This window comes from Kitasatospora albolonga (genome assembly GCA_002082585.1).
Classification (GTDB): Bacteria; Actinomycetota; Actinomycetes; order Streptomycetales; family Streptomycetaceae; genus Streptomyces; species Streptomyces stephensoniae.
In genome coordinates this window covers 1,605,927-1,630,892 of the sequence record CP020563.1, presented here as the reverse complement: position 1 = coordinate 1,630,892, position 24,966 = coordinate 1,605,927, and the positions used below count along the sequence as shown (strand labels likewise).

The window sequence follows — 24,966 nt, the reverse complement described above, 5'->3', positions numbered from 1 at the left end:
CCCAAGGGCGTCATCGTCCTGCTGTCGATCGGCTCCGTGATGTGCCTGGTGGCGGGCATCCTGCGGATTCAGGGCCTGTGGGACTGAGGGGCGGACCATGACTGACACCAAGAAGGTCGTCGTCTTCGACTACGGCTTTGGCAACGTCCGCTCCGCCGAGCGGGCCCTCGCCCACGTCGGCGCGGACGTCGAGATCACCCGCGACTACGACCGCGCGATGAACGCCGACGGGCTCCTCGTCCCCGGCGTCGGCGCGTTCTCCGCCTGCATGGACGGGCTGAAGCGGGCCCGCGGCGACTGGATCATCGGCCGCAGGCTCTCCGGCGGACGCCCCGTCATGGGCATCTGCGTCGGGATGCAGATCCTCTTCGAGAAGGGGATCGAGCACGGTGTGGAGACCGAGGGCCTGGACGAGTGGCCCGGCACGGTCGGCCCCCTGAAGGCCGACGTCGTCCCGCACATGGGCTGGAACACCGTCGAGGCCCCCGAGGGCTCCCGGCTCTTCGCGGGCCTGGACCCCGAGGCCCGCTTCTACTTCGTGCACTCCTACGCGGCGCACGACTGGTCCCTCGAAGTGACCAACGCCAAGATCCGTGCCCCCAAGGTCACTTGGGCCACGCACGGCGAACGGTTCGTGGCCGCCGTGGAGAACGGCGCGCTGTGGGCCACCCAGTTCCACCCCGAGAAGTCCGGCGATGCCGGCGCCCAGCTGCTGACCAACTGGATCGAGACGCTGTAATGCCGAAGCTTGAACTGCTCCCCGCCGTCGACGTCCGTGACGGCCAGGCCGTCCGCCTCGTCCACGGCGAGTCCGGCTCCGAGACCTCCTACGGCTCCCCGCTGGAGGCCGCCCTCGCCTGGCAGAGCGCCGGTGCCGAGTGGCTGCACCTCGTCGACCTGGACGCCGCCTTCGGCACCGGGGACAACCGGGAGCTGATCGCCGAGGTCGCCGGGGCCATGGACATCAAGGTCGAGCTCTCCGGCGGCATCCGCGACGACGCCTCGCTCGCCGCCGCCCTCGCCACCGGCTGCCGCCGCGTCAACCTCGGCACGGCCGCCCTGGAGACCCCGGAGTGGGTCGCCAAGGTCATCGCCGAGCACGGCGACAAGATCGCCGTCGGCCTCGACGTCCGGGGCACCACCCTGCGCGGCCGGGGCTGGACCCGCGACGGCGGCGACCTCTACGAGACCCTCGCCCGCCTCGACGCCGAGGGCTGCGCGCGGTACGTGGTCACCGACATCGCCAAGGACGGCACGCTCCAGGGCCCGAACCTGGGCCTCCTGCGGGACGTCTGCGCGGTCACCGACCGCCCGGTCGTCGCCTCCGGCGGGGTCTCCTCCCTGGACGACCTCCGCGCGATCTCCCTCCTCGTCCCCGAAGGCGTCGAGGGCGCGATCGTCGGCAAGGCGCTGTACGCGAAGGCGTTCACGCTGGAAGAGGCGCTGAAGGCGGTCGCCGTATGACGGACGCCGCTTCCGCTGTGCGCCGGATCTCCACCGGCGCCCCCTGGGAGGAGAAGTTCGGCTACTCGCGCGCCGTCGAACTCCCGGGCGGCCTCGTCCTGGTCGCCGGATGCACCTCCGTGGTCAACGGCCAGATCGCCGCGGGCTCCCCGTACGAGCAGGCCATCACCTCCTTCGACGTCGCGTTCGCGGCGCTGGAACAGGTGGGCCTGGGCCGCGAGGACGTCGTCCGCACCCGGATGTACATCACGCACGCCCGGGACGTGGACGAGATCGGCCGCGCCCACAAGGAGCTGTTCGACGCCGTCCGCCCCGCCGCCTCCATGATCATCGTGTCCGGGTTCGTCGACCCGAGCCTGGTCGTCGAGGTCGAGGTCGAGGCGTACCGGGGAGGCGCGAAGTGAGCCTCGCCGTACGGGTCATCCCCTGCCTCGACGTCGACAACGGCCGGGTCGTCAAGGGCGTCAACTTCCAGAACCTGCGCGATGCGGGCGACCCCGTCGAGATGGCCAAGCTGTACGACGCCGAGGGCGCCGACGAGCTGACCTTCCTCGACATCACCGCCTCCAGCGGCGACCGCGAGACCACGTACGACGTGGTCCGCCGCACCGCCGAGCAGGTCTTCATCCCGCTCACGGTGGGCGGCGGCGTCCGCACCCCCGACGACGTGGACAAGCTGCTGCGCGCCGGGGCGGACAAGGTCGGCGTCAACACCGCCGCCATCGCCCGCCCCGACCTCATCCGCGAGATCGCCGAACGCTTCGGCCGCCAGGTCCTGGTGCTCTCGGTCGACGCCCGCCGCACCCCGGAGGGCACCTTCGAGGTCACCACCCACGGCGGCCGCAAGGGCACCGGCATCGACGCCGTCGAGTGGGCCCACCGGGCCGCCGAGCTGGGCGCGGGCGAGATCCTGCTCAACTCGATGGACGCGGACGGCACGAAGGACGGGTACGACACGGAGATGATCGAGGCGGTACGCAAGCACGTCACCGTCCCCGTCATCGCCTCCGGCGGCGCGGGCCGCCTCGCGGACTTCGCCCCGGCGATCGAGGCGGGCGCGGACGCGGTGCTGGCTGCGTCGGTGTTCCACTTCGGCGACCTGCGGATCTCCGAGGTCAAGAACGCGCTGCGGGAGGCGGGACACCCGGTCCGCTGAGTCCGTACGGAGCCGAGGCGGCATCACCGGTCCGGTCCGCCGGGACGGGTGATGCCGCCGACGCGTATGTAATGGGTGGCGGGGGAGTTGGTTCCGGTGTGTATGGGCGGCGGGGGGAGCTGGTTCCGGTGTGTACGGGCGGTGGGGGTAGCTGGTCCCGGCCGTCCGGCTCGCGGAGCCCGCCGGGCCCGTGACGGACGGGTGGTTGCGAGACCGTGATGACAAGTTCCGCGCAGACCCCTAGGTACCGACCGGGCGGTATGCCATTCTGCGGGCGTCAGGATCATTCGGCTGTGCCCTGCCCCGCCGGGCCGGGCGCTCCGGGCCGGCCGTACGCACAGCCGGCCGATTCCCGGTGGAGGCCGCCATGCCCCAGGTCGTACGTCCGCGGATCGCGGTGCCGCACGGCACCCACACCGCGGCGCCCTTGCCCCAGCGCTTCCGTTCCCTGGCCGACCGCGCGTCCGTGGAGGTGCTGCACCGGGCCGCCCGGACCCTCGTCGCCTCGCTCCCGGCCCTCACCGACCGGCTTGTCGAGGCCCTGTACGAGCAGGAGCCCGGCTACCGGGCGGCGATCGACTCCGACCGGGCCGAGGTCTGGCAGGAGGTCCACCACTCCCTGCGGCACAACGTCGGCTCCCTGATCCAGCCCCGGGAGTACCGCGACGCCGCCCACCGCACCTCCCGCTGGATCGGCGAGATCCGCGCCGGACAGGGCGTCCCGCTCGACGCCGTCCTGCACGCCTTCCGGATGGGCGGGGCGATGGTCTGGCAGGACCTGGTGGACGAGACGGCCCGCCGCGACCCCGACGACGTACGGCTGCTCGTCCATGTCGCCGCCGATGTGTGGAACTTCGTCGACGAGCACTGCGGGATCGTCGCGGACGCCTACCGGCAGGCCGAGCGGCGGCTGTCCTGGCGGCGCGAGAACCAGCAGCGGCTGATGATCGCGGCGCTGCTCGACGGGACCGCCCGGATCGCGGACCTCGGCGAGGCGGCGGCCATGCTGGGCCTGCCGGAACAGGGGCGGTACGCCGTACTCGCGGTCGCCTCCGCCCCGCGCGGACCGCGACAGCCGGGGGCCGCCGCCCGGCCGCCCCTGAGCCTGCCGGTCGCGTCCCTGTCGGCGGTGTCCTCGCCGGACCCGGCCCTGACGGCTCCCACGGCTCCGATGGCTTCCACGGCCCCGGCGACCGCGACGACCACCCCGTACGGGCGGACGGGCCCCGACACGGCCCAGCTCCCGCGCACGCGGCCCGGCCCCGACCGCCCCTCGGAAGCGGAGCCGTACGCCGGACCGCACGCGCCCCCGGACCGCCCCTCGGACACGGAGCCGTACGCCGGACCGCACGCCGGACCGCACGCGCCCCCGGACCGCCCCTCGGACACGGAGCCGTACGCCGGACCCCACGCGAGGTCGCACACCGGACCGCACATCGCGCCGCACACCGCCCCGCACGCGCCCCCGTACCGCCCCGCCGCCCCCCTCTGGCACTCCGGCCCCGACGCCGAGTTCGCGATCCTCCCGCTCACCGGCGAGGCGGGCGACCTCGGCGAGCTGCACGCCATCGCCGCCGCGCTCGATGCCTCCGCCGCCACCGGCACCCGGGCGGGCATCGGCTCCGCCGTCGACGGGCTGGCCGCGCTCGGGGACGCCCGGCGGCTGGCGGAGACCGCGCTGCGGGCCTGCCCGGCCACCGGGGGCACCGTCCTGCTCGACGAGCACCTCCCGGACGCCCTCGTCGTCTCCTCCCCGGCCCTCGGCTCCGCCCTCGCCGACCGGGTGCTCGGCCCGCTGGACCGGCTCGACCCCTCCGACCGGGACGTCATCGTGGAGACGCTGACGGCCTGGCTGGACGCGGACGGCTCGGCACAGCGGGCGGGCGCGCGGCTCTACTGCCACCGGAACACCGTCCTCAACCGGCTCCGCCGCTTCGAACAGCTCACGGGCCGCTGTCTGACCCGCCCCCGGGACGCCGTGGAGGTCTCCCTCGCCCTGGCGGCCCGGCGGCTGCTGGGGACGTAGCGCCCCTCCCCAGGCCCGCTACATCCCCAGCGCGGCCCGGTGCAGCCGGTCCACCGCGTCCTTCTCGCCCTCCACCTGCACGTCCGCCGCGTCCTGCCGCCCGAACGCGAACAGCAGCAGCTCCGAGGGCTCCCCGGTCACCGTCACCACCGGGGCGCCCTTGTGCGCCACCGCCGTACGGCCGTCCGGGCGGCGCAGCACCAGGCCCACCGGGGACTTGCGCCCCAGCAGCCGGGCGGTCTTCTCGGTCCGTGCCCAGAGCGCGTCGGCGAAGACCGGGTCCAGCTCGCGCCGCGACCAGTCCGGCTGGGCCCGGCGCACGTCCTCCGCGTGGATGAAGAACTCCACCGTGTTCGCCGCCTCGTCGATCTGCTTCAGGGACATCGGCGAGAACCGGGGCGGGCCCGTACGGATGAGCTGGATCAGTTCCTCGTACGGCTTCGCCGTGAACTCCGCCTGCACCCGCTCCAGCCGGCCCTTCAGGGCGCCGATCACCAGCCCGCCCGCCGCGTCGGCGCGGCGCTCACGGACCACCACATGGGCGGCCAGGTCGCGGGTCTTCCAACCGTCGCACAGGGTCAGGGCCTCGGGTCCCGCCGCCTCCAACAGGTCGGCGAGCAGAAGACGTTCACGCTTCGCATGGGTCGACATGCCCGCCAGCGTACGGCGGTCACCCCCGGTCCGCCCAGTGGACGTCCGCCCGGGAAGCCCGCGCCGCCACGGCACAATGGGGCCATGACCAGCACGCCCGGCCCCACGCCGCCCGCCAGCAGCCTCGACCCCGCCATCGCCGCCCGCCTCAGGCGCGGCGCCGACGGACTGGTCCCGGCCATCGCCCAGCAGTACGACACGGGCGAGGTGCTGATGCTCGGCTGGATGGACGACGAGGCGCTGCACCGCACCCTCACCACGGGCCGCTGCACCTACTGGTCGCGCAGCCGCCAGGAGTACTGGGTCAAGGGCGACACCTCCGGCCACATCCAGCGGGTGAAGTCCGTCGCCCTGGACTGCGACGCCGACACCGTGCTCGTCAAGGTCGACCAGACGGGCGTCGCCTGCCACACGGGCGACCGCACCTGTTTCGACGCCGACGTCCTCACCCTCCTCGACAGCTAAGGTCCGGCCATGGATCTCGACACCTTCCGCAAGCTGGCCGTCGACCGCCGTGTCGTCCCCGTCAGCCGCCGCCTCCTCGCGGACGGCGACACCCCGGTCGGGCTGTACCGCAAGCTCGCCGCCGAGCGCCCCGGCACCTTCCTGCTGGAGTCCGCGGAGAACGGCCGCACCTGGTCGCGCTACTCCTTCATCGGCGTCCGCAGCGACGCCACCCTCACCGCCCGCGACGGCGCGGCCCACTGGCTCGGCACCCCGCCCGTCGGCGTCCCGGTCGACGGCGACCCGCTGGAGGCCCTGCGCGCCACCGTCGAGACCCTGCACACCCCCCGCGACCTGGTGGGCGACGCGGGCCTCCCCCCGTTCACCGGCGGCATGGTCGGCTACCTCGGCTACGACGTCGTCCGCCGCCTGGAGAAGATCGGCGAGCACGGCGGCGACGACCTGAAGCTCCCCGAGCTGACCATGCTCCTCACCTCGGACCTCGCCGTCCTCGACCACCAGAACGGCACGGTCCTGCTGATCGCCAACGCGATCAACCACAACGACCTCTCCACCGGCGTCGACGAGGCGTACGCGGACGCCGTCGCCCGCCTCGACGCGATGGAACAGGACCTGCGCCGCCCGGTGGAGAACGCCCCGGCCGTCCTGCCCCCGTCCGAGCTGCCGCCGTACACCGCGCTCTGGGGCGGCGAGGCGTACCAGGAGGCCGTGGAGGACATCAAGGAGCGCATCCGGGCGGGCGAGGCGTTCCAGGTCGTGCCCTCCCAGCGCTTCGAGACCCCGTGCACGGCGAGCGCCCTGGACGTCTACCGGGTGCTGCGGGCCACCAACCCGTCGCCGTACATGTATCTCTTCCGCTTCGACGGGTTCGACGTCGTCGGCTCCAGCCCCGAGGCCCTCGTCAAGGTCGAGGACGGCCGCGCGATGGTCCACCCGATCGCCGGGACCCGGCACCGGGGCGCCACCCCGCAGGAGGACCAGGCGCTCGCCGAGGAACTGCTCGCCGACCCCAAGGAGCGCGCCGAGCACCTGATGCTCGTCGACCTCGGCCGCAACGACCTGGGGCGGGTCTGCGAACCGGGCAGCGTGGAGGTCGTCGACTTCATGTCGATCGAGCGGTACTCCCACGTCATGCACATCGTCTCCACCGTCACCGGCCGCGTCACCGAGGACCGCACCGCCTTCGACGTCCTCACCGCCTGCTTCCCCGCGGGCACCCTCTCCGGCGCCCCCAAGCCCCGCGCGATGCAGATCATCGAGGAGCTGGAACCGAGCCGCCGGGGGCTGTACGGAGGCTGCGTCGGCTATCTCGACTTCGCCGGGGACTCCGACACCGCGATCGCCATCCGCACCGCGCTGCTGCGTGACGGTACGGCGTACGTGCAGGCGGGTGCCGGTGTCGTCGCCGACTCGGACCCGGTCGCGGAGGACACCGAGTGCCGCAACAAGGCCGCCGCCGTCCTGCGCGCCGTCCATACCGCCAACCGGCTCCACGACCGCTGAGGCGGTAGGGGATAGTGGAACGCGTGAGTGCTGTCCCCGTACCCCCGCCCCGTGCCCGAACCACCGAGCCCGCCGCCACCCCCGGTTCCGCGTCCGACTCCGGTTCCGCAGCGGACCCGGCCCCGGGTCCCGAGTCCGCCTCGGACTCCGGTCCCGAGTCCGCCTCGGACTCCGGTCCCGAGTCCGCGTCGGGCCCCGGTTCCGTGGCCGACCCGGCCCCCGGTTCCGCGCCCGACTCCACGGGCAGCCGCCGGTCCCTCGCGGCCGGGCTGCTCCTGGGGGCGGCCGGTTCGACCGTCGTCCTCCTGGCCTCCGGCCGGACCTGGGCCGAGGGCCGGGCGGCCACCGGCGGGGGCGCCCTGCCGCTGACCGCCGACGGCCAGGACGTCACCGGCGTCCCGGCCGCCCTGGCGATCGTCGGCCTGGCCGCCCTCGTCGCGGTCTTCGCCGTCCGGGGCGCGGGCCGCCGCACCGTCGCCGTCCTGCTCGCGCTCAGCGGCCTCGGGGCCGCGATCAGCGCCTGGGCGGGCGCCTCCGACCGGACGGCCCTCGACGCGGAGGCCGCCCGCGCCACCGGGGACGCGGCGGCCACCATCGACGCCCTCACCCACACCGCCTGGCCGTACGTCACCGCCGCCGGGGGCCTGCTGATCCTGCTCGCCGGGCTGCTGGCCCTGCGCTACGGCAGCCGCTGGCCCACGATGTCGGGCCGCTACGAGCGCGACGGCACCCCGCGCCCCCGCAAGGCGCCCCGCACCGCCCCCGACCCGGACCGGCCCGAGGAGCTGTGGAAGGCCCTGGACCGGGGCGAGGACCCGACGGGCGAGAGGCCCTAGACACTCCCGAGGGGTGACCCCCCGCTCACGTCCCGCCGTCCCGTACGGGACAATGGAAGCGAGCCGTCGAGCGACAGCTACAGCGGTACCCACGCGCAACACCAACAGGGAGCAACTCATGGCGGGCAGCAGCCACGGACACACCCCGGCCGCCTGGACCGGTGTCATCATCGCCTTCATCGGTTTCTGCGTCGCAGGCGTCTTCATGGTGGCCAACAACCACCTCGGTTTCTGGGCCGGTATCGTCGTGATCTTCGCCGGCGGCATCGTCGGGTACGCCATGAAGCTCGCCGGTCTCGGCATGCCGAAGGAGTCCGCCGAGATGGCGGCGGCCCGGGCGCGCGCCGGAGAGGCCCAGGTCTCGCGCTGACCCGGAGCCGGCCCCGGCCGCACGCCGTGCGGAGGGCGCCCCGGCCCGGCCGCGCGGCCGACACGCAGCAAGGCGCAGCCCCCGGTGGGCTGCGCCTTTCCGTATGAACGGCGACAATCACCGGGTGGACGCCTCTCCTCCCCCCTCCGCCGCCCGGCCCCCGGACCCGGACCCGCAGGCCGAGCCCCAGGGCGTCGGCCCCTGGAACATGCCGCTGACGGTCTGCCCGACGCCGGACATGGCCGCACCCACCCCAGCCGATCCGGGCCCCCGCCAGGTCGGCCCGGGTCCCCATCCAGTCGGCCCGGGGCCCCACCAAGCCGGCCAGGGCCCCCACCAAGCCCGTCCGGCGTTTGAGGACGGAACCCTCGCCGGGGAGAGCCCGCAGCTCACAGGCCCCTCGGGCGAGAGCCCCTCGCAGGTGTCCGCCCCCCACAGCCACGGTTCCGTCCTCAAACGCCGGACGGGCTGGTTGGGCACCGCCCACCCCGGTTCCGCCCCCGAAGGCGGGACAGGCTGGTTGGGCACCAACCACCCCGGTTCCGGCCCCGAAGACCGGACGGGCCGGAGCGGAAGTGCCACAGGTCCGGGAGGAAGCCGGACGGCCCGGAGCGGAAGCGCCACAGCTCCGGAAGGAAGCCGGACGGGCCCGGAAGGGCCCCGGGCGGACCGGGGCGGCCCCGGACGCATGCGACGGCTGGCCGCCCCCCTCGGCACCCTCGCCGCCGTAGCCGGTGCCTTCGCGTACGTCGGGGCCGTCGACCCCAACGAGCCCGGGCACTACCCCGTCTGCCCGCTGCTCAGGGTCACCGGCGCGTTCTGCCCCGGCTGCGGCGGGCTCCGCAGTGCCCACGCGTTCGTTCACGGCGACCTCGGCGCCGCGCTCTCCGCCAACGCGGTCGCCGTCGTCGGCTACGTCCTCTTCGCCGCGGTCTGGGTCCTCTGGCTGGTCCGCTCCTGGCGCGGGCAGCCCCTGCGGATCGCTCTGGCACCCGTCTGGTGGTGGGCCCTGGGAGCCGTCCTCCTGGTCTTCACCGTGGTCCGGAATCTGCCGTTCGGGGCGGCGCTGGCGCCCTGAATGCCCAGGTAGTGGGACGCGGCGTGGCCTGATGCGGGCCCCGGGGCCTCCTGCGGATACCATCGGTACGGCTGATCCTGTTCACCGTCAACCGTTCCGGAAGGGGGCCGCTCGCGTGAGTGTGCTCGACGAGATCATCGACGGCGTTCGCGCCGACCTCGCGGAGCGGCAGGCGCGCGTCAGCCTCGACGAGCTGAAGGAGCGCGCGGCCCGCGCCCCCCAGGCCAAGGACGGAGTCGCCGCCCTGCGCGGCGAGGGCGTCACCGTCATCTGCGAGGTCAAGCGCTCGTCCCCGTCCAAGGGGGCCCTGGCCGCCATCGCGGACCCCGCCGCGCTCGCCGCGGACTACGAGGCGGGCGGCGCGTCCGTCATCTCGGTCCTCACCGAGGAGCGCCGCTTCGGCGGTTCGCTCGCCGACCTGGAGGCCGTCCGCGCCAAGGTCGACACCCCGATCCTGCGCAAGGACTTCATCGTCACCTCGTACCAGCTGTGGGAGGCCCGGGCGTACGGCGCCGACCTCGCCCTGCTGATCGTCGCCGCCCTCGACCAGGAGGCCCTGGTCTCCCTCATCGAGCGCGCCGAGTCCATCGGGCTCACCCCGCTCGTCGAGGCGCACGACGAGGAGGAGGCGGAGCGCGCTGTGGACGCCGGAGCGAAGATCATCGGCGTCAACGCGCGCAACCTGAAGGACCTCAAGGTCGACCGCTCCACCTTCGAGCGCGTCGCCCCCGAGATCCCCGACCACATCGTCAAGGTCGCCGAGTCCGGCGTCCGGGGCCCGCACGACCTGATCGCGTACGCCAACGCGGGCGCCGACGCCGTCCTGGTCGGCGAGTCCCTGGTCACCGGCCGCGACCCGCGCGCCGCCGTCGCCGACCTGGTCGCCGCGGGCGCCCACCCGGCGCTCCGCCACGGCCGCGGCTGACCGGGAGCCCCACGACCCATGACCGACCGTCGCCCCGCGCTCCGCACCCGGCCGGGCCTGCGCCCCGCCGGGGCCCCGGCGCGGGACCCGCACGCCCCGCTGGCGCGCGGGTGCAGGCCGCGCGGCTGCCGCGCCCCCGCCCGGCGCGTGCACGGACGGCGTGTGCGGTACGTCATCGGGGACGAGCCCGGCCAGGTGAACGGGATGCGATGGCGCCCGGGGTCCGCGCTGTAGGCGAGCCCCGGCCGACGTACCGCACCACCCCCATCCCCTCGTACGTACGACCGCACCGCCGCGACCGCATGCCGGTCCCGGTGGCGCTCGCCGCTCCGCGCATACGGTGAACCCACCCGTTGCCATGCACGTCGAGGAGCATGTCGCATGACGTCCGAGTTCTTCATTCCGGACCCCGAAGGTCTGATCCCCAGCGCCGAGGGCTACTTCGGCGCCTACGGCGGCAAGTTCATCCCGGAGGCGCTCGTCGCCGCCGTGGACGAGGTCGCCGTCGAGTACGACAAGGCCAAGTCCGACCCGGCGTTCGCCGCCGAGCTCAACGAGCTGATGGTCAACTACACCGGCCGCCCCAGCGCGCTGACCGAGGTCCCGCGCTTCGCCGAACACGCGGGCGGGGCGAGGATCTTCCTCAAGCGGGAGGACCTGAACCACACCGGCTCGCACAAGATCAACAACGTGCTGGGCCAGGCGCTGCTCACCAAGCGCATGGGCAAGACCCGGGTCATCGCAGAGACCGGCGCCGGTCAGCACGGTGTCGCCACCGCCACGGCCTGCGCCCTCTTCGGTCTCGACTGCACCATCTACATGGGCGAGATCGACACCGAGCGCCAGGCGCTCAACGTGGCCCGGATGCGCATGCTCGGCGCCGAGGTCGTCGCCGTGAAGTCCGGCTCGCGCACCCTGAAGGACGCCATCAACGAGGCGTTCCGCGACTGGGTCGCCAATGTGGACCGTACGCACTACCTCTTCGGTACGGTCGCGGGTCCGCACCCCTTCCCGGCGATGGTCCGCGACTTCCACCGGGTCATCGGCGTCGAGGCCCGCCGCCAGCTCCTGGAGCGCGCCGGCCGCCTCCCCGACGCGGCGGTCGCCTGTGTCGGCGGCGGCTCCAACGCCATCGGCCTCTTCCACGCCTTCATCCCCGACACCGATGTCCGCCTGGTGGGCTGCGAGCCCGCCGGGCACGGTGTGGAGACCGGCGAGCACGCGGCGACCCTGACGGCGGGGGAGCCGGGCATCCTGCACGGCTCGCGCAGTTACGTCCTCCAGGACGACGAGGGCCAGATCACCGAGCCGTACTCCATCTCGGCGGGCCTGGACTACCCGGGCATCGGCCCCGAGCACTCCTACCTCAAGGACATCGGGCGCGGCGAGTACCGGGCCGTCACCGACGACGCCGCCATGCAGGCCCTGCGCCTCCTCTCCCGTACCGAGGGCATCATCCCGGCGATCGAGAGCGCGCACGCGCTGGCCGGTGCGCTGGACCTGGGCAAGGAGCTGGGCAGGGACGGGCTGATCCTCGTCAACCTGTCCGGCCGGGGCGACAAGGACATGGACACGGCCGCCCGCTACTTCGGCCTGTACGACACCGACGCCGCCGTCGAGGCGGACGCCGACAGCGACCGCGCCGAGATCGAGGGAGACGCCAAGTGAGCGGCAACATCGAGCTGTTGAGCGCCACCCTCGCCGCCGCGAAGGCCGAGGACCGGGCCGCGCTCATCGCCTACCTCCCGGCCGGTTTCCCGACCGTGGACGGCGGCATCGAGGCGGTCAAGGCCGTCGTCGCGGGCGGCGCGGACGTCGTCGAGGTCGGGCTGCCGCACAGCGACCCGGTCCTCGACGGTCCGGTCATCCAGACCGCCGACGACATCGCCCTGCGCGGCGGGGTCCGGATCGCGGACGTGATGCGTACGGTCCGCGAGGCGTACGAGGCCACCGGGGTGCCGATCCTGGTCATGACGTACTGGAACCCCATCGACCGGTACGGCGTCGAGCGCTTCACCGCCGAGCTGGCCGAGGCGGGCGGCGCCGGGTGCATCCTGCCCGACCTGCCGGTCCAGGAGTCCGCGCTGTGGCGCGAGCACGCCGACAAGCACGGCCTCGCCACCGTGTTCGTCGTCGCTCCCAGCAGCAAGGACGCCCGTCTGGCCACCATCACCGAGGCCGGTTCCGGCTTCGTGTACGCGGCCTCCCTGATGGGCGTCACCGGAACCCGCGCCTCCGTCGGCGCCCAGGCCAAGGAACTGGTGGGGCGCACCCGCGCCACCACCGACCTGCCGGTCTGCGTCGGCCTCGGCGTCTCCAACGCCGCCCAGGCCACCGAGGTCGCGGGCTTCGCCGACGGCGTGATCGTCGGCTCGGCCTTCGTCAAGGCGATCCTGGACGCCCCCGACGAGGCCGCCGGTCTCGACGCCGTCCGCTCGCTCGCGGGCGAACTGGCGCAGGGCGTCCGAAAGCGCTGACTGGCGCTCGGAGACCGGTGCGCAGGGTGTTCGAAAGGGCTGACGCCCGAATCACCCGAATGGGTGGATTGTGGACCGGGGAGGCGCGTACGTGCCTCCCCGGTTCGTTGCTGCGGGTGTGAGCGACAACATTCCTCAGGGAAAAAGAAGCGCGCGTGAGCGCCTGGCCCAGCAGCGCGAGCAGGACAAGGGGCGCGAGAAGCGCCGCCGTACGCTGATCGTCGCCTCGGCCGTGGTCGGGGTGCTGGCGCTGGCCGGAGTGGTCGGCCTGATCGCGGCCAACGTGGGCAAGGACAGCGGCGGCGACAGCGCCTCCGGCCCCGCCATCACCCCGTCGGGGGCGACCGGCGAGGACGCCCTGACCCTGCCGGTCGGCGCGTCCGACGCCCCGTCCACGCTCACGATCTGGGAGGACTTCCGCTGCCCGGTCTGCGCCCAGTTCGAGAACGCCTTCCGGGAGACCATCACGGAGCTGGTCGAGGCGGGGCAGCTCAAGGTGGACTACCACCTGGCGACGATCATCGACGGCAACCTCGGCGGCAAGGGCTCGCTGCGCGCCGCCAACGCCGCCGCCTGCGCCCAGGACGTCGGCAAGTTCGCCCCGTACCACGACGTCCTCTTCCGCAACCAGCCGCCCGAGCCCGACGACGCCTTCGCCAAGAACAGCCGGCTGATCGAGCTGGCCGGTGAGGTGAAGGGGCTCGACACGCCGGAGTTCCGCAGCTGTGTGGAGGAGGGCACCCACGACAGCTGGGTCCAGAAGTCCGACACCGCGTTCCGCGAGGGCGGCTTCCAGGGCACCCCGACCGCGCTCCTCAACGGCGAGTCGATCTTCCCGAAGAAGGGCGACGAGCAGATCTCCGTGGAGAACCTGAAGAAGTGGGTCATGGAGGCCAACAAGGGCAAGAAGCCCGGCACCGCCACCCCGTCCGCGCCCGCTTCCTGAGGGGTCCGGGGAAAGGGACCCGGGGGCCCGTGAGCGTGGCCCCGTTACCCAGAAGTTGCCGGGCGGCTTGCCGTACCCACCGCCCGGCAGGGTAGCGTCGACCCCGTCATGAACCTTGCCTCCATTCCCAGCCCGTCGACCGGCGTGATCGAGCTCGGCCCGATCCCGCTGCGCGGCTACGCGTTCTGCATCATCATCGGTGTCTTCGTCGCCGTCTGGATCGGCAACAAGCGCTGGGTCGCCCGTGGCGGCAAAGCGGGCACCGTCGCCGACATCGCCGTCTGGGCCGTGCCCTTCGGCCTCGTCGGCGGCCGGCTCTACCACGTGATCACCGACTACCAGCTCTACTTCAGCGAAGGCCAGAACTGGGTCGACGCCTTCAAGATCTGGGAGGGCGGTCTCGGCATCTGGGGCGCCATCGCCCTCGGCGCGGTCGGCGCCTGGATCGGCTGCCGCCGCCGGGGCATCCCGCTGCCCGCCTGGGCGGACGCGCTGGCCCCCGGTATCGCCGTCGCCCAGGCCATCGGCCGCTGGGGCAACTGGTTCAACCAGGAGCTGTACGGAAAGCCGACCGACCTCCCCTGGGCGCTGGAGATCAGCGAGGGCCCGAACCGGGTCGCCGGGACGTACCACCCGACCTTCCTGTACGAGTCGCTGTGGTGCATCGGCGTCGCCCTCCTCGTCATCTGGGCCGACCGCCGCTTCAAGCTCGGCCACGGACGGGCCTTCGCGCTGTACGTCGCGGCCTACTGCGCCGGACGCGCCTGGATCGAGTACATGCGGGTCGACGAGGCCCACCACATCCTCGGCCTGCGGCTGAACGTGTGGACCGCGATCATCGTCTTCGCCCTCGCCGTCGCGTACATCGTGATCTCCGCCAGGCTCCGCCCGGGCCGCGAGGAGATCGTCGAGCCGGACAAGGCCGCCGGGGCCGCCGCAGCCGCCGAGAAGAAGGACGACGACGCGGACGGCACGGACGCTCCCGAGGCCGACAGCACGGACGGCGACCCGCTGAAGAAGGACGCGCCGGACACCGACAGCGCCGACAGCGACCCGCTGAAGAAGAACGCCCCCGAGGCAGCCGACAAGAGCTGACCTCCCGCGCGCGAACCACCCCCGATCGCCGGGCGGACCTGGGAAAACCTCAGGACCGCCCGGCGATCGCCAGTGTGCGGCGCGCCGACGCCACCACCGCCGCGTCCACGAACCGCCCGTCCGGCAGCGCCAGCGCCCCCGCCTCCACCGCCGACGCCGCGACGATCTCCTCGGCCTCCTCGATCTCCCGGGCCGTCGGCCGGAACGCCCGCTCGATCACCTCCAGCTGACGCGGATGGATCGCCGCCCGCCCCAGCAGCCCGAGCCCCCGTCCCCGTACGCACGAGGCCCACAGCCCGTCCAGGTCCCGCACGTCCGGGAAGACCGACTGCGCGGGCGGCGGCAGCGCGGCCGCCCGGGCCGCCACCACGAGTCGGCTGCGCGACCAGTCCAGCCCGCTGTCCTCCCGTACGCCCAGATCGGCACGGAGATCCGCCTCGCCCAGCGCGATGCCCCGGACGGCGGGGCCGGCCGAGGCGATCGAGTACGCGTGCTCCAGGGCGAGCGCCGACTCCAGCAGCGGATACAGCGGTACGCCGGGGGCCACCGCCGCCACATGGTGCACGGAGACCGCGTGCGTGATCTTGGGCAGCCGGAACCCGGACAGACCCGGCAGCCCCGTCAGCGCCCGGATGTCGTCCTCGCCGTGCACCCGGACATGAAGGGGTACGGCGGTCACCGGGTCCGCGAGGAGCTCGGCGGTGGCGGCGCGCGCGTACTCCTTGCGGTCGGGGGCGACCGCGTCCTCCAGATCCACGATGACCACGTCCGCCCCGCAGCCGAGCGCCTTGGCCACCGTCTCCGGCCGGTCCCCGGGGACGTACAGCCAGGTCAGCGGGGGGCGGCCGACCGGCGGGATGTCCTCCGGCAGCGGGGGAGCGGCGGGGGCCGGGCAGTCGCTCACAGCGCCCCCTGGTCCCGCAGCGCCGCGATCCGGGTGGCGGAGAGGCCGAGCCCGTGCAGGATCTCCTCGGTGTCCGCGCCGTGCGGGCGGCCCGCCCAGCGGATGGCGCCCGGGGTCTCCGAGAGCCGGAAGAGGACGTTCTGCATCCGCAGCGGTCCCAGCTCCGGGTCGTCGACCTCGGCGATCGTGCCCAGCGCCCGGTACTGCGGGTCCTCCATCACCTCCCGTACGTCATGGATCGGCGCCACGGCGGCCTCCGCCTTCTCGAAGCCGTTGAGCACCTCCTCGCGGCTGTGCCGGGAGATCCAGTGGCCGACCGCCGCGTCGAGCTCCTCGGTGTGCTCGGCCCGGCCGGTGCCCGAGCCGAACCACGGCTCCTCGATCAGCTCCGGGCGGCCGACCAGCCGCATCACCCGCTCCGCCACCGACTGGGCGGAGGTGGAGACCGCGACCCAGTGGCCGTCGGCGGTGCGGTAGGTGTTGCGTGGGGCGTTGTTGCGGGAGCGGTTGCCGGTGCGCGGCTGGACGTAACCGAGCTGGTCGTACCAGAGCGGCTGCGGGCCCAGCACGGTCAGGATCGGCTCGATGATCGCCAGGTCCACCACCTGCCCCTCGCCCGTCCTCTCCCGTCCGGCGAGCGCGGCCATCACCGCGTACGCCGTCGCCAGCGCCGCGATCGAGTCCGCCAGCCCGAACGGCGGCAGCGTCGGCGGCCCGTCCGGCTCCCCGGTGATCGCCGCGAACCCGCTCATCGCCTCCGCCAGCGTGCCGAACCCGGGCCGGTGCGCGTACGGCCCGAACTGGCCGAAGCCGGTGACCCGGGCCAGCACCAGCCGCGGGTTGACCGCGTGCAGCTCCTCGGGACCGAGCCCCCAGCGCTCCAGCGTCCCCGGCCGGAAGTTCTCCACGATCACATCGGTCTCGGCGGCCAGTCGCAGCAGCACGTCCCGGCCGCCGGGGGCGGAGAGGTCGAGCGTGAGCGTGCGCTTGTTGCGGCCGAGCAGCTTCCACCAGAGGCCGACGCCGTCCTTGGCGGGCCCGTGGCCGCGCGAGGGGTCCGGTTTACGGGGGTGCTCGACCTTGATCACATCGGCGCCGAAGTCCCCGAGCATGGTGGCGGCGAGCGGTCCGGCGAAGAGGGTGGCGAGGTCGATGACCTTCAGCCCGGTCAGGGGCCCCGCTGCTGTCGTACTCATACGGCATCGGCCTCGATCTCGCTCCGGTATGGCATGGACGTGGACGCGCCCGGTTTCTGCACGCAGAGCGCGGCGGCCGAGGAGGCGAACGCCAGCGCCTTCGCCACCGGCCGCCCCTCCCCGAGCGCCACCGCCAGCGCCCCGACGAACGTGTCCCCGGCCCCGGTCGTGTCGACGGCGCTCACCTCGGGCGCCGCGAACAGCACCGGCTCGCCGCCCCGGGCTGCGTACAGGCACCCCTTCGCACCGAGCGTGATGATGACCTCGGGCACCTGCCGCAGCAGGATCTGGGCTGCGGCGTGCGGTTCGGCCTGCCCGGAGAGTTCGGCGGCCTCGTACTCGTTGGGGACCAACAGGTCGATGTGGTCCAGGAGTTCATCGGGCAGCGGCTGTACGGGGGAGGGGGTCAGGATGGTCCGTACGCCCTGGGACCGGGCCGCCCGGGCGCCCTCCACGACGGCGGAGAGCGGGAGTTCGAGCTGCATCAGCAGCAGCTCGGCGGCGGCGATCGCCGCGATCTCGCCGGGGCCGAGCGCGGTGACGACGCCGTTGGCGCCGGGGATCACCACGATCGCGTTGGACCCGGAGTCGTCCACCACGATGTGCGCGGTGCCGCTGGGGCCCTCGGCGGTGTGCAGCAAGTCCGTGTCGACTCCCGCGTGTTCGAGGCCGTCGCGCAACTGCGCGCCGTACGCGTCGTCGCCGACCGCGCCGATCATCGTCACCTCCCCGCCCGCGCGGGCGGCGGCGACGGCCTGGTTGGCGCCCTTGCCGCCGGGGACCGTCCGGAACTCCCGCCCGGTGACGGTCTCCCCGCGTTCCGGGGCGCGGGCGGTGTAGGCGACGAGGTCCATGTTGGTGCTGCCGAGCACCGCGATACGGGTCATGGGCGCAGAGCCTCCTGGTGGGTCAGTGCGGCGAGGGTGTCGAACCCGGCCTGGTCGTAGCCGGGTACGGAGGTGGCGAGGCGGTTCTTGAGCGGGGCGGTCCAGTGGTCGGGCAGGGCGGCCGGGGTGCCCGCGAGGAGCCCGGCGAGCGATCCGGCGGTGGCCCCGTTGGAGTCGGTGTCCCAGCCGCCGGAGACCGCGTTGCCGATGGACCGGGTGAAGTCGCCGTCGGCGTGGGTGAGGGCGGCGGCGAGCAGGGCGGCGTTGGGGAGTACGTGCACCCAGTGGTGGGTGGCGCCGTACGCGGCGTGCAGCCGGTCCACGACCGCGTCGAACTCCCCTTCCGTACGGGCGGTTTCGATGCCGAACCGGATTGCGTGGGCGTACCGCGACCGCGGCGGCACGACCCGCAGCCCGGCGGCCAGGCAGCCGTGCACATCGCTCTCCCCGCCCGCCGCGACGGCGAGCGCGGCCGCGGTGAACATCGCCCCGTACACGCCGTTGCCGGTGTGGGTGAGGACCGCGTCCCGGTGGGCCTGGGCGGCGGCCCCGGCCGGGTCGCCGGGGTGGGTCCAGCCGTGCACGTCGGCCCGGATCTGGGCGCCGATCCACTCACGGAACGGGTTGCGGAGGCGGGCCGTCTCCGGGGGCTCGACGCCCGCGAGGAGATTCCCGTACGCGATCCGCTCGGCGGTGAAGGTCCGGCCGGCCGGGAGCTCGTCCAGCCAGAGGCGGGCCAGGTCGGCGGTGGTGAAGGCACGCCCGTGCCGCTGGAGCAACAGCAGGGTGAGGAGCGGGTAGTTGAGGTCGTCGTCCTCCGGCATGCCGTCGATGTTCTCGGCGAGGGAGGTCGGGGCCGAACGACGGTTCCACGGGTAGGCGGCGAGCAGCTCGGCGGGCACACCACGGGCGGTGAACCAGGTGGCCAGGGGCCAGTTGCCGGTGGCGCGGGCGAGGGCGCGGATACCGGCCAGGGGCAGCTTCTCCACCGGCTTCCCGAGCAGACAGCCCACCGCCCGGCCCAGCCAGGCGGCGTGGAGACGGGCGGGGGTGGTGGGCGCCGGGTCCCGGGCGAGGGGTGGCCGAGCCCGGACGGCGGCGGGCAGCCGGGACGGGCCGGGACCGGGCGTTCCGCCCTGGTGGGTGGTGTCTGTCCGGTGCGGGTCGGCGGGTGTCCGAGCCGGGGCGACGGCGGTCGTCCCGTCCCGGTCTGCGGCGGCCGTTCTGTCCTGGCCCGTGACGGTCGGGCTGCCCGGGTCCGTGACGGTTGGCCCGTTCCGGTCTGCGGTGGCTGTCCCGTCCCGGCTCGTGGCGGCCTGTCCGGTCTCCGCCGGACCAGTCTCCGCCGGGCCCGGCCACTGCGGGCAGGCGGCGATGATCTGGTCCAGCCGGGTCGGCTCGTCGGTGGCCAACGGTGAATCCAGCTGGGCGAGTTCGTCGAGGAGCTGCCCGGCCAGGGCGCGCAGCCGCGCCGGTGCGGGTGGCTCGGAGGCGCCCGCGCGGTCCGGGGCGGGGGCGCCCCCGGCCGCGTACCACCGCCTCTCGATCTCCCCGGCGTCCCGCCCGTCCAGCGCGGCCTGCCGCAGCTCGTGCCCGACCAGGTCCTCGGGCTGCACCCAGGTGAGGCGGACAGGCCGGTCCCGGGGCGGGCGGGCGCCCGGGCCCTGTAGCGAGTGGGCGCCCTGGTCCTGCGGCGGGTCCGGTCGCCCCCGTGCCGGGCGGAGGCGCCGGTCCTCCGGACGCTCCCGTGCCGGGTGGACGCTCACCGCTCACCGGCCAGTGCGGTGAACGCCTCCTCGTGGGCCCGGCGGCGCTCCAGGTCCCGGGTGAAGACCTCCCGGGCGACCTCCGCCAGCGTCCGGGCCGGGGCCTCCAGGTCCAGGCGGCTCGCCTCCGCGACCGTGTCCGCCCACTCGGCGGGGACTTCGGCGCCCAGCGCCCCCGCGATGGCGCCGCTCATCGTGGCGATGGAGTCGCAGTCCCGGCCGTAGTTGACCGAACCGAGCACCGTACGCCGGTAGTCACCGCCCCCTACCAGCAACAGGCCCAGCGCGATGGGCAGTTCCTCGATGGCGTGCAGCCGGGAGGGGCGGCGGGCGCCGAGGGAGGGGGAGCGGTAGTCGGGGCCGACCGTGTCGAACGGCTCCACCGCCGCCCGCAGCGGGGCGAGCGCGGACTCGAACTCCTCGTGGTGCGAGGCCACTTCGCAGACGGCCTCGATCGCGGACCGGGTGCCGTCCTTGGCGAGCGCGAGGGCGGCCTCGATCACCGTGCCCGGGGTCGCGCCCGGTCGGCAGGCGGCGGCGACGGCCGCCGCGAAGACCCCGGCGGCCTCCCGCCCGTACGAGGACTGGTGGGGCGCGGCGACCTCCAGCGCCTCGGTGTACGCGGCCTCCGGGTGACCGGCGTTGACCAGGCCCACCGGGGCCATGTACATCGCGGCCCCGCAGTTGACGATGTTGCCCGCACCGGCCTCGCGCGGGTCGACGTGCCCGTAGTGCAGCCGGGCCACGAGCCACTTCTCCGCGAGGAAGATCCGCTGGAGCGGCAGCGCCTCGGCCTCCAGCTCGGGAATCCAGCGGGGGGAGAGGAGGTCCGGTACGAGGTGGTCGGCTACGGCGTACGCGTCGAGGTGGTCGCGGACCCGGCCGTAGACCCGGACCAGGGCGTGGGTCATCAGGGTGTCGTCGGTGACATGCCCGTCGCCCTTGTGGTACGGGGCGATGGGGCGGGCGGTGCGCCAGTTCTCGCCGTGCCAGGGGCCGACGATCCCGGTCACCCGGCCGCCGTGGCGTTCGGCGATCTGCTCGGGGGTCCAGCCCTCGACCGGGCCGCCGAGGGCGTCCCCCACGGCCGCGCCGACGAGGGCGCGGGTGATGCGGTCATCGAGTGTGGGCGTGGCCGGGGAGGTCTGCGGGGTCGAAGCGGCGGGAGCTGTGGCCGTTGTGGGCGTCATGCCGGAATTGTCCACCCGGGGTGGCCGGTTCCGTGGCTGCCAGCAGCCCGGCGAGTTCGATCAGGTCCGTGCCCGCGAGCCGGGGCAGCGCACACCCCGCGAGCGTCCGGCACGCCTCGCGCCACCCCGCCGGTACGGCGCTGACCGAGCCGATCGCCCCGGTCAGCGCCCCGGCCAGGGCGGGCGCGGAGTCCGCGACCCGGGAGAGGCAGGCGGCGGCCGGGATCGCCTGGGCGATCTCGCCCCGGGCTGCGGTGGTGAGGGCGAGCGCGACCGGTACGGTCTCCGCCGCCGCGATCCCGTAGCTGTAGACGTGGTCCACGATCTGGTGTTCCAGGACCGGGACCAGGGCGAACGCCCCGGCGGGCTCGTCGGCGAACTCCCGGGCCAGGCGGACCGTGTGCGTGGCGTTGCGGGCGATCTCGGTGCCCTCCGGGAGCTCGGCGAGGGCGGCGTTCACCACCGTGTCGACGTCCGCCCCGGCCAGCGCCACGGCGATCGCGGCGGCCACCGCCCGCGCCCCGTGCACCCCGTCGCCGTCCTGGGTGTAGCGGGCGTCGAACTCCGCGAGCGCCGCCGCCTCCTCCGGGGCGCCGGGGTGGACCACGGCGAGGACGGCGGCCCGGACACAGGCGGCGTCGTCGAAGTAGTGCGGGTTGTCGTGCCCGGTGGCGGGCGGCCGGAGCCCGGCGGCCAGGTTGCCGAGCCCGGCCCGTACCGAGATCCGGGCGCGCAGCGGGAGCACGGCCGCCTCCACCTCGGGGGCCCGGGCGCCGGCCTCGGCGACGGTGGCGGCCAGCGCGTTCCAGGCCCGGTCCACCGCGTCCCGCATCCGGCGGCCGGGGGAGAGCCCGTACGCCTCGTCGGCCGCCGCCGCCAGCACCGTACGCCCGGCGAACGCGGCCCACTCGGCGTCGTCGGAGGGGCCGAGCCGCAGGGGCTCGGGCGGCTGGTTGAGGGCGATGGGCACGGGGAGCGTGGTGGTGGCGTTCTGCTCGGCGAAGGTGTCCAGCTCCCGGGTGAGCCGCCGGGTCCACTCGGGCATCCGGGCGGCCCGGTGCCGGGCGGCGGGCCACCCGGCGGCGTCCCCGGAGGCCAGCCCGAGGAGCATGCCCTCGATCCGGGCGCGGCGGGTGGGGGTGACGGGGGCGGGGGCGGCTTCGCATGCGGGCGGCGCGTCGGCCCGTCCGTGGGCGGTGGTCACCGCCGGGCCTCTTGAGGCCGTCCCGGGTGCGGTGCCTCCTGCCGGGCCTCCGGTGCCGCTTTCTCCCGTTCCCGTACGTGGTTGATCAGCTCCTCCGGCGGTCCCTGCCCGGCCTCCGGTGCCGTCTCCTCCCGTTTCCGTACGCGGTCGATCAGCCCCTCCGGCGGCCACGCCCGGGCCTTCCGTGCCCCCTGTGACCGTCGGGTTTCCCGCAGTCGTCTCGCGTACGGTCGTCACCTCCGGGCCTCCCGTTCCCCCTGCCACCGTGGGGCCCCCGACAGCCGTCTCGCGTGCGGTGGTCATCGTCCCGCCTTCCGTGGTCGCCGTCCGTGCCGCCAGGTGGCCGCCGTGTGTGCGGGGCGCGGCGCGGGGTCCCGGGGGGCCGCCTCCCGTCCGGTCGTCATCGCCCGTCCTCCCGTACGGGCTCGAAGGACGCGGACACGGACGCCATGTCCCGTACGACGGAAGGCTCGCGCCCACCGCCGACCTGCCCCTGAACGCCTTCCGGGCCCTCCGGTGTCAGCAGGTCCGCGATGTCCAGCACGTGGTAGCCCCGCATCGAGGGCAGGCAGCTCCCGCGCACCGGGCCGATCGCCGACGCCCACTCCGGCGGGATCGCGCCCGCCCCGTGCAGCGCCCCGGCCAGGGACCCCGCCACCGCCGCCGTCGTATCCGCGTCGCGCCCCATGTTGACGGCGGTCAGCACCGCCGTACGGAAGTCGCCCCGGGCCGCCGTGAACGCGCCGAACGCCAGGCCCACCGCCTCCGGCGCGAGGTCCGTCCACGGGTAGCCGCCGATCACCACCGCCGACCGCACCGCCCGCTCCATCGTCAGCCGGTCCGGGTACGGGCGCTGGGCCGCCGCCACCGCGCGGCGCAGCGAGCGGGCCGTCCAGGAGTCCATCGGGACCACCGACAGCGCCGCCGCGATCACCGAGGCGAGACCCGCGCCGACCATCGCCGCCGCCACCCCGGCCGCCACCGCCTGGCCCCCGTAGATCCCCTCGCCCTCGTGGCTCACCCGGCCGTCCACCGCCACCAGCCGCGCCGCCTCGGCGGGGCGCCCGGCCGCGAAGACCCCGAAGGGGGCCGCCCGCATCGCCAGCCCGTCGCTCCAGGCGTGCCGGTGCTGGGCGGAGATCGGGGCGGCGAGGCCCCGGCGCAGGTTCTCCAGCGTGCCGCGCTCACTGAACCCGGCGCCCCGGAACGGGCCCTCGTCCAGATCGGCGATCCAGTGGTGCCAGGCCCGCTCCACATGGGAGACGGTGAGCGCGGAGCCGTGCCGGGCGAGCAGCAGCCCGGAGAAGATCGCGTACTCCGTGTCGTCGGTCCCCGCCGGGTCCTCGCTCACGAACCCCTCGATCCGCCCCCAGCGGCGGCGGATCTCGGAGGGCCGCAGATTCTCCGCCGGGGCACCGAGCGCGTCGCCGACCGCCAGCCCCAGCAGCGCACCCCTGGCCCGTTCCTTGCCGACGGCCGTGTCCATCGCGTCGCCCTCCGTCCCTCCGGCGGGGCCCGGGCCCCCGAACCGGGCCCTGTCCGTCGTCTCCGCATCCCTGACCCGCGCTTTCCTGCCATCCCTCCCACGCGGAGGACCGCCGACGGCCGGACTGCCGCCGAAAGGGGCCGTTCGGATGACCGCAGGAAAGGCGAGCCTGGCCTTTCTTCGCAGGTCAGAGCGGTGGTAAGGCAGGGCTGCCTTCCTGGCGAAGATCGCGGGGCAGGCGTAGTTTGGACTTTGTCGAAAGTTGTACCGCATAGGGAGAAGTGAGCAGTGGCCATCATCGAGACCGACGCCGTCCTGCACGAGGCGCACCGGGACAACCACACCCACCGGGATGTGAACGGCGGCTGGCTGCGCCCCGCCGTCTTCGGCGCCATGGACGGCCTGGTCTCCAACCTCGCCCTGATGACCGGTGTCGCGGGCGGTGCGGTCTCCCAGCAGACCATCGTCATCACCGGACTCGCGGGGCTCGCGGCCGGGGCCTTCTCCATGGCGGCCGGTGAGTACACCTCCGTGGCCTCGCAGCGGGAGCTGGTGGAAGCCGAGCTGGCCGTCGAGCGCCGGGAGCTCCGTAAGCACCCCAAGGACGAGATGGCCGAGCTCGCCGCCCTCTACGAGGCCCGGGGCGTGGACGCCCCGCTGGCCGGTGAGGTCGCCCGGCAGCTCTCGCGCGACCCGGAGCAGGCGCTGGAGATCCACGCCCGCGAGGAGCTCGGCATCGACCCGAACGACCTGCCCTCCCCGCTCGTGGCCGCCGTCTCCTCCTTCGGCGCCTTCGCCCTCGGCGCCCTGCTGCCCGTCCTGCCCTATCTCCTCGGGGCGAGCGCCCTGTGGCCCTCGGTGCTCCTCGCGCTGGCCGGTCTCTTCGCCTGCGGCGCGGTGGTGGCCCGGGTGACGGCCCGCAGCTGGTGGTTCAGCGGGCTGCGGCAGCTCGCCCTCGGCGGTGCGGCCGCGGCGCTGACGTACGGACTCGGCACCCTGTTCGGTGTCGCGGTCGGGTGAGGTCAGGGGGGTGCGCAAGGGGAGTAACGGCCTCGCCCGAACGGCCCAACCGCCCGGTGACCCGTGTGACGTACGTCTTGGCGCCGCCCCCTGGGCGGGCCGGGCCCCACGGCCGTAAAATGGGACTCTATGCAGGGCTACACATAAGTAGCCGTTACTCGGTGGTTTCGTTTCCTTTGCCGCCGGGCATGAGCCGTAGGCACCGCAGGCAACGACGCCTGCTCTCTGCGACTCCTGGGCGCCGATCCTTCCGGCAGCGGCCCACACCCCCTGGTCAAGCCGGTTCATCCCTGGTCATCCAGTGACGTCCGGTCACCACAG

General features: G+C 74.2%; 24 protein-coding genes and 2 pseudogenes. 18 read left to right on the top strand and 8 right to left on the bottom strand.

Translation table 11 applies throughout. From position 1 onward, the window contains the following. The first annotated feature begins 97 nt into the window (after nt 1-97). The 6 genes and pseudogenes from B7C62_07030 (at nt 98) to B7C62_07005 (ending at nt 4,646) form a co-directional block, all read left to right on the top strand. Nucleotides 98-739: an imidazole glycerol phosphate synthase subunit HisH gene (locus B7C62_07030; protein ARF72048.1), complete on the top strand. Its 642-nt coding sequence runs from the start codon at nt 98-100 to the stop codon at nt 737-739. Next, nucleotides 739-1,464, top strand: a complete 726-nt coding sequence (locus B7C62_07025) for a bifunctional 1-(5-phosphoribosyl)-5-((5-phosphoribosylamino)methylideneamino)imidazole-4-carboxamide isomerase/phosphoribosylanthranilate isomerase PriA (protein ID ARF72047.1) — start codon at nt 739-741, stop codon at nt 1,462-1,464. The genes B7C62_07030 and B7C62_07025 overlap by 1 nt, the downstream gene beginning before the upstream one ends. After that, the gene (locus tag B7C62_07020) at nt 1,461-1,868 is read left to right on the top strand and encodes a hypothetical protein (GenBank protein ARF72046.1); all 408 of its coding nucleotides are present in this window, start codon (nt 1,461-1,463) and stop codon (nt 1,866-1,868) included. The genes B7C62_07025 and B7C62_07020 overlap by 4 nt, the downstream gene beginning before the upstream one ends. Continuing rightward, nucleotides 1,865-2,620, top strand: a complete 756-nt coding sequence (locus B7C62_07015; protein ARF72045.1) for an imidazole glycerol phosphate synthase subunit HisF — start codon at nt 1,865-1,867, stop codon at nt 2,618-2,620. The genes B7C62_07020 and B7C62_07015 overlap by 4 nt, the downstream gene beginning before the upstream one ends. 367 nt (nt 2,621-2,987) lie before the next feature. Continuing rightward, nucleotides 2,988-3,728: pseudogene (locus B7C62_07010) on the top strand (PucR family transcriptional regulator). A gap of 378 nt (nt 3,729-4,106) precedes the next feature. Continuing rightward, nucleotides 4,107-4,646, top strand: a pseudogene (locus B7C62_07005) (PucR family transcriptional regulator). An 18-nt stretch (nt 4,647-4,664) separates the two neighbouring features. Here the strand turns inward: B7C62_07005 and B7C62_07000 are convergent. Continuing rightward, the gene (locus B7C62_07000) at nt 4,665-5,297 is read right to left on the bottom strand and encodes a TIGR03085 family protein (protein ARF72044.1); all 633 of its coding nucleotides are present in this window, start codon (nt 5,295-5,297) and stop codon (nt 4,665-4,667) included. Between the two features lie 84 nt (nt 5,298-5,381). Between B7C62_07000 and B7C62_06995 the strand changes: the two genes are divergently transcribed. From B7C62_06995 to B7C62_06945, 11 genes are all read left to right on the top strand, one after another. Next, nucleotides 5,382-5,762 carry a phosphoribosyl-AMP cyclohydrolase gene (locus B7C62_06995; GenBank protein ARF72043.1) on the top strand — a complete coding sequence of 127 codons (381 nt, stop codon included), beginning with the start codon at nt 5,382-5,384 and terminating at the stop codon, nt 5,760-5,762. A 9-nt stretch (nt 5,763-5,771) separates the two neighbouring features. After that, a complete protein-coding gene (locus B7C62_06990) occupies nt 5,772-7,265 on the top strand; it encodes an anthranilate synthase component I (GenBank protein ARF72042.1) in 1,494 nt (497 codons plus the stop codon). Between the two features lie 203 nt (nt 7,266-7,468). After that, nucleotides 7,469-8,101: a hypothetical protein gene (locus B7C62_06985; protein ARF77024.1), complete on the top strand. Its 633-nt coding sequence runs from the start codon at nt 7,469-7,471 to the stop codon at nt 8,099-8,101. A gap of 118 nt (nt 8,102-8,219) precedes the next feature. Then, nucleotides 8,220-8,471 (top strand): hypothetical protein, encoded by a 252-nt coding sequence (locus B7C62_06980; GenBank protein ID ARF72041.1) that lies wholly within the window; start codon nt 8,220-8,222, stop codon nt 8,469-8,471. A 520-nt stretch (nt 8,472-8,991) separates the two neighbouring features. After that, a complete protein-coding gene (locus B7C62_06975) occupies nt 8,992-9,549 on the top strand; it encodes a hypothetical protein (protein ID ARF72040.1) in 558 nt (185 codons plus the stop codon). Nucleotides 9,550-9,664: 115 nt separating this feature from the next. Then, nucleotides 9,665-10,474 carry an indole-3-glycerol phosphate synthase gene (locus tag B7C62_06970; protein ID ARF72039.1) on the top strand — a complete coding sequence of 270 codons (810 nt, stop codon included), beginning with the start codon at nt 9,665-9,667 and terminating at the stop codon, nt 10,472-10,474. An 18-nt stretch (nt 10,475-10,492) separates the two neighbouring features. Continuing rightward, nucleotides 10,493-10,708 (top strand): tryptophan synthase subunit(beta), encoded by a 216-nt coding sequence (locus tag B7C62_06965; GenBank protein ARF72038.1) that lies wholly within the window; start codon nt 10,493-10,495, stop codon nt 10,706-10,708. Nucleotides 10,709-10,855: 147 nt separating this feature from the next. Beyond that, on the top strand, nt 10,856-12,142 hold the full coding sequence (locus B7C62_06960; protein ID ARF72037.1) for a tryptophan synthase subunit beta: 1,287 nt from the start codon (nt 10,856-10,858) through the stop codon (nt 12,140-12,142). Continuing rightward, on the top strand, nt 12,139-12,951 hold the full coding sequence (locus B7C62_06955; GenBank protein ID ARF72036.1) for a tryptophan synthase subunit alpha: 813 nt from the start codon (nt 12,139-12,141) through the stop codon (nt 12,949-12,951). Before B7C62_06960 ends, B7C62_06955 begins: the two co-directional genes overlap by 4 nt. Nucleotides 12,952-13,069: 118 nt before the next feature. Then, nucleotides 13,070-13,897 (top strand): hypothetical protein, encoded by an 828-nt coding sequence (locus tag B7C62_06950; GenBank protein ID ARF72035.1) that lies wholly within the window; start codon nt 13,070-13,072, stop codon nt 13,895-13,897. Nucleotides 13,898-14,005: 108 nt separating this feature from the next. Next, a complete protein-coding gene (locus tag B7C62_06945; GenBank protein ARF72034.1) occupies nt 14,006-14,992 on the top strand; it encodes a prolipoprotein diacylglyceryl transferase in 987 nt (328 codons plus the stop codon). Between the two features lie 49 nt (nt 14,993-15,041). On the opposite strand, the gene B7C62_06940 is transcribed toward B7C62_06945, so the two are convergent. The 7 genes from B7C62_06940 to B7C62_06910 form a co-directional block, all read right to left on the bottom strand. Further along, on the bottom strand, nt 15,042-15,896 hold the full coding sequence (locus tag B7C62_06940) for a CoA ester lyase (protein ID ARF72033.1): 855 nt from the start codon (nt 15,894-15,896) through the stop codon (nt 15,042-15,044). After that, nucleotides 15,893-17,092 carry an acyl-CoA transferase gene (locus B7C62_06935; GenBank protein ID ARF72032.1) on the bottom strand — a complete coding sequence of 400 codons (1,200 nt, stop codon included), beginning with the start codon at nt 17,090-17,092 and terminating at the stop codon, nt 15,893-15,895. The genes B7C62_06940 and B7C62_06935 overlap by 4 nt, the downstream gene beginning before the upstream one ends. Further along, nucleotides 17,089-17,979, bottom strand: a complete 891-nt coding sequence (locus tag B7C62_06930; protein ID ARF72031.1) for a ribokinase — start codon at nt 17,977-17,979, stop codon at nt 17,089-17,091. Before B7C62_06930 ends, B7C62_06935 begins: the two co-directional genes overlap by 4 nt. Next, nucleotides 17,976-19,595, bottom strand: a complete 1,620-nt coding sequence (locus B7C62_06925) for a hypothetical protein (GenBank protein ID ARF77023.1) — start codon at nt 19,593-19,595, stop codon at nt 17,976-17,978. The genes B7C62_06930 and B7C62_06925 overlap by 4 nt, the downstream gene beginning before the upstream one ends. 146 nt (nt 19,596-19,741) lie before the next feature. Continuing rightward, nucleotides 19,742-20,935: a hypothetical protein gene (locus B7C62_06920; GenBank protein ARF72030.1), complete on the bottom strand. Its 1,194-nt coding sequence runs from the start codon at nt 20,933-20,935 to the stop codon at nt 19,742-19,744. Continuing rightward, nucleotides 20,862-22,139 (bottom strand): hypothetical protein, encoded by a 1,278-nt coding sequence (locus B7C62_06915; protein ARF72029.1) that lies wholly within the window; start codon nt 22,137-22,139, stop codon nt 20,862-20,864. The genes B7C62_06920 and B7C62_06915 overlap by 74 nt, the downstream gene beginning before the upstream one ends. A 400-nt stretch (nt 22,140-22,539) precedes the next feature. Then, nucleotides 22,540-23,625: a hypothetical protein gene (locus tag B7C62_06910; protein ARF72028.1), complete on the bottom strand. Its 1,086-nt coding sequence runs from the start codon at nt 23,623-23,625 to the stop codon at nt 22,540-22,542. Between the two features lie 288 nt (nt 23,626-23,913). Between B7C62_06910 and B7C62_06905 the strand changes: the two genes are divergently transcribed. After that, the gene (locus tag B7C62_06905; GenBank protein ARF72027.1) at nt 23,914-24,645 is read left to right on the top strand and encodes a hypothetical protein; all 732 of its coding nucleotides are present in this window, start codon (nt 23,914-23,916) and stop codon (nt 24,643-24,645) included. The last annotated feature ends 321 nt before the right edge of the window (nt 24,646-24,966 follow it).

What these genes read in the sequence shown, in the direction of transcription:
- B7C62_06945 (ARF72034.1), top strand. Translation starts at nt 14,006, where the DNA reads ATGAACCTTGCCTCCATTCCCAGCCCGTCGACCGGCGTGATCGAGCTC.
- B7C62_07030 (ARF72048.1), top strand. Translation starts at nt 98, where the DNA reads ATGACTGACACCAAGAAGGTCGTCGTCTTCGACTACGGCTTTGGCAAC.
- B7C62_07020 (ARF72046.1), top strand. Translation starts at nt 1,461, where the DNA reads ATGACGGACGCCGCTTCCGCTGTGCGCCGGATCTCCACCGGCGCCCCC.
- B7C62_06910 (ARF72028.1), bottom strand. Translation starts at nt 23,625, where the DNA reads ATGGACACGGCCGTCGGCAAGGAACGGGCCAGGGGTGCGCTGCTGGGG.
- B7C62_07000 (ARF72044.1), bottom strand. Translation starts at nt 5,297, where the DNA reads ATGTCGACCCATGCGAAGCGTGAACGTCTTCTGCTCGCCGACCTGTTG.
- B7C62_06980 (ARF72041.1), top strand. Translation starts at nt 8,220, where the DNA reads ATGGCGGGCAGCAGCCACGGACACACCCCGGCCGCCTGGACCGGTGTC.
- B7C62_06960 (ARF72037.1), top strand. Translation starts at nt 10,856, where the DNA reads ATGACGTCCGAGTTCTTCATTCCGGACCCCGAAGGTCTGATCCCCAGC.
- B7C62_06920 (ARF72030.1), bottom strand. Translation starts at nt 20,935, where the DNA reads ATGACGCCCACAACGGCCACAGCTCCCGCCGCTTCGACCCCGCAGACC.
- B7C62_06965 (ARF72038.1), top strand. Translation starts at nt 10,493, where the DNA reads ATGACCGACCGTCGCCCCGCGCTCCGCACCCGGCCGGGCCTGCGCCCC.
- B7C62_06935 (ARF72032.1), bottom strand. Translation starts at nt 17,092, where the DNA reads ATGAGTACGACAGCAGCGGGGCCCCTGACCGGGCTGAAGGTCATCGAC.
- B7C62_06990 (ARF72042.1), top strand. Translation starts at nt 5,772, where the DNA reads ATGGATCTCGACACCTTCCGCAAGCTGGCCGTCGACCGCCGTGTCGTC.
- B7C62_07025 (ARF72047.1), top strand. Translation starts at nt 739, where the DNA reads ATGCCGAAGCTTGAACTGCTCCCCGCCGTCGACGTCCGTGACGGCCAG.
- B7C62_06930 (ARF72031.1), bottom strand. Translation starts at nt 17,979, where the DNA reads ATGACCCGTATCGCGGTGCTCGGCAGCACCAACATGGACCTCGTCGCC.
- B7C62_06995 (ARF72043.1), top strand. Translation starts at nt 5,382, where the DNA reads ATGACCAGCACGCCCGGCCCCACGCCGCCCGCCAGCAGCCTCGACCCC.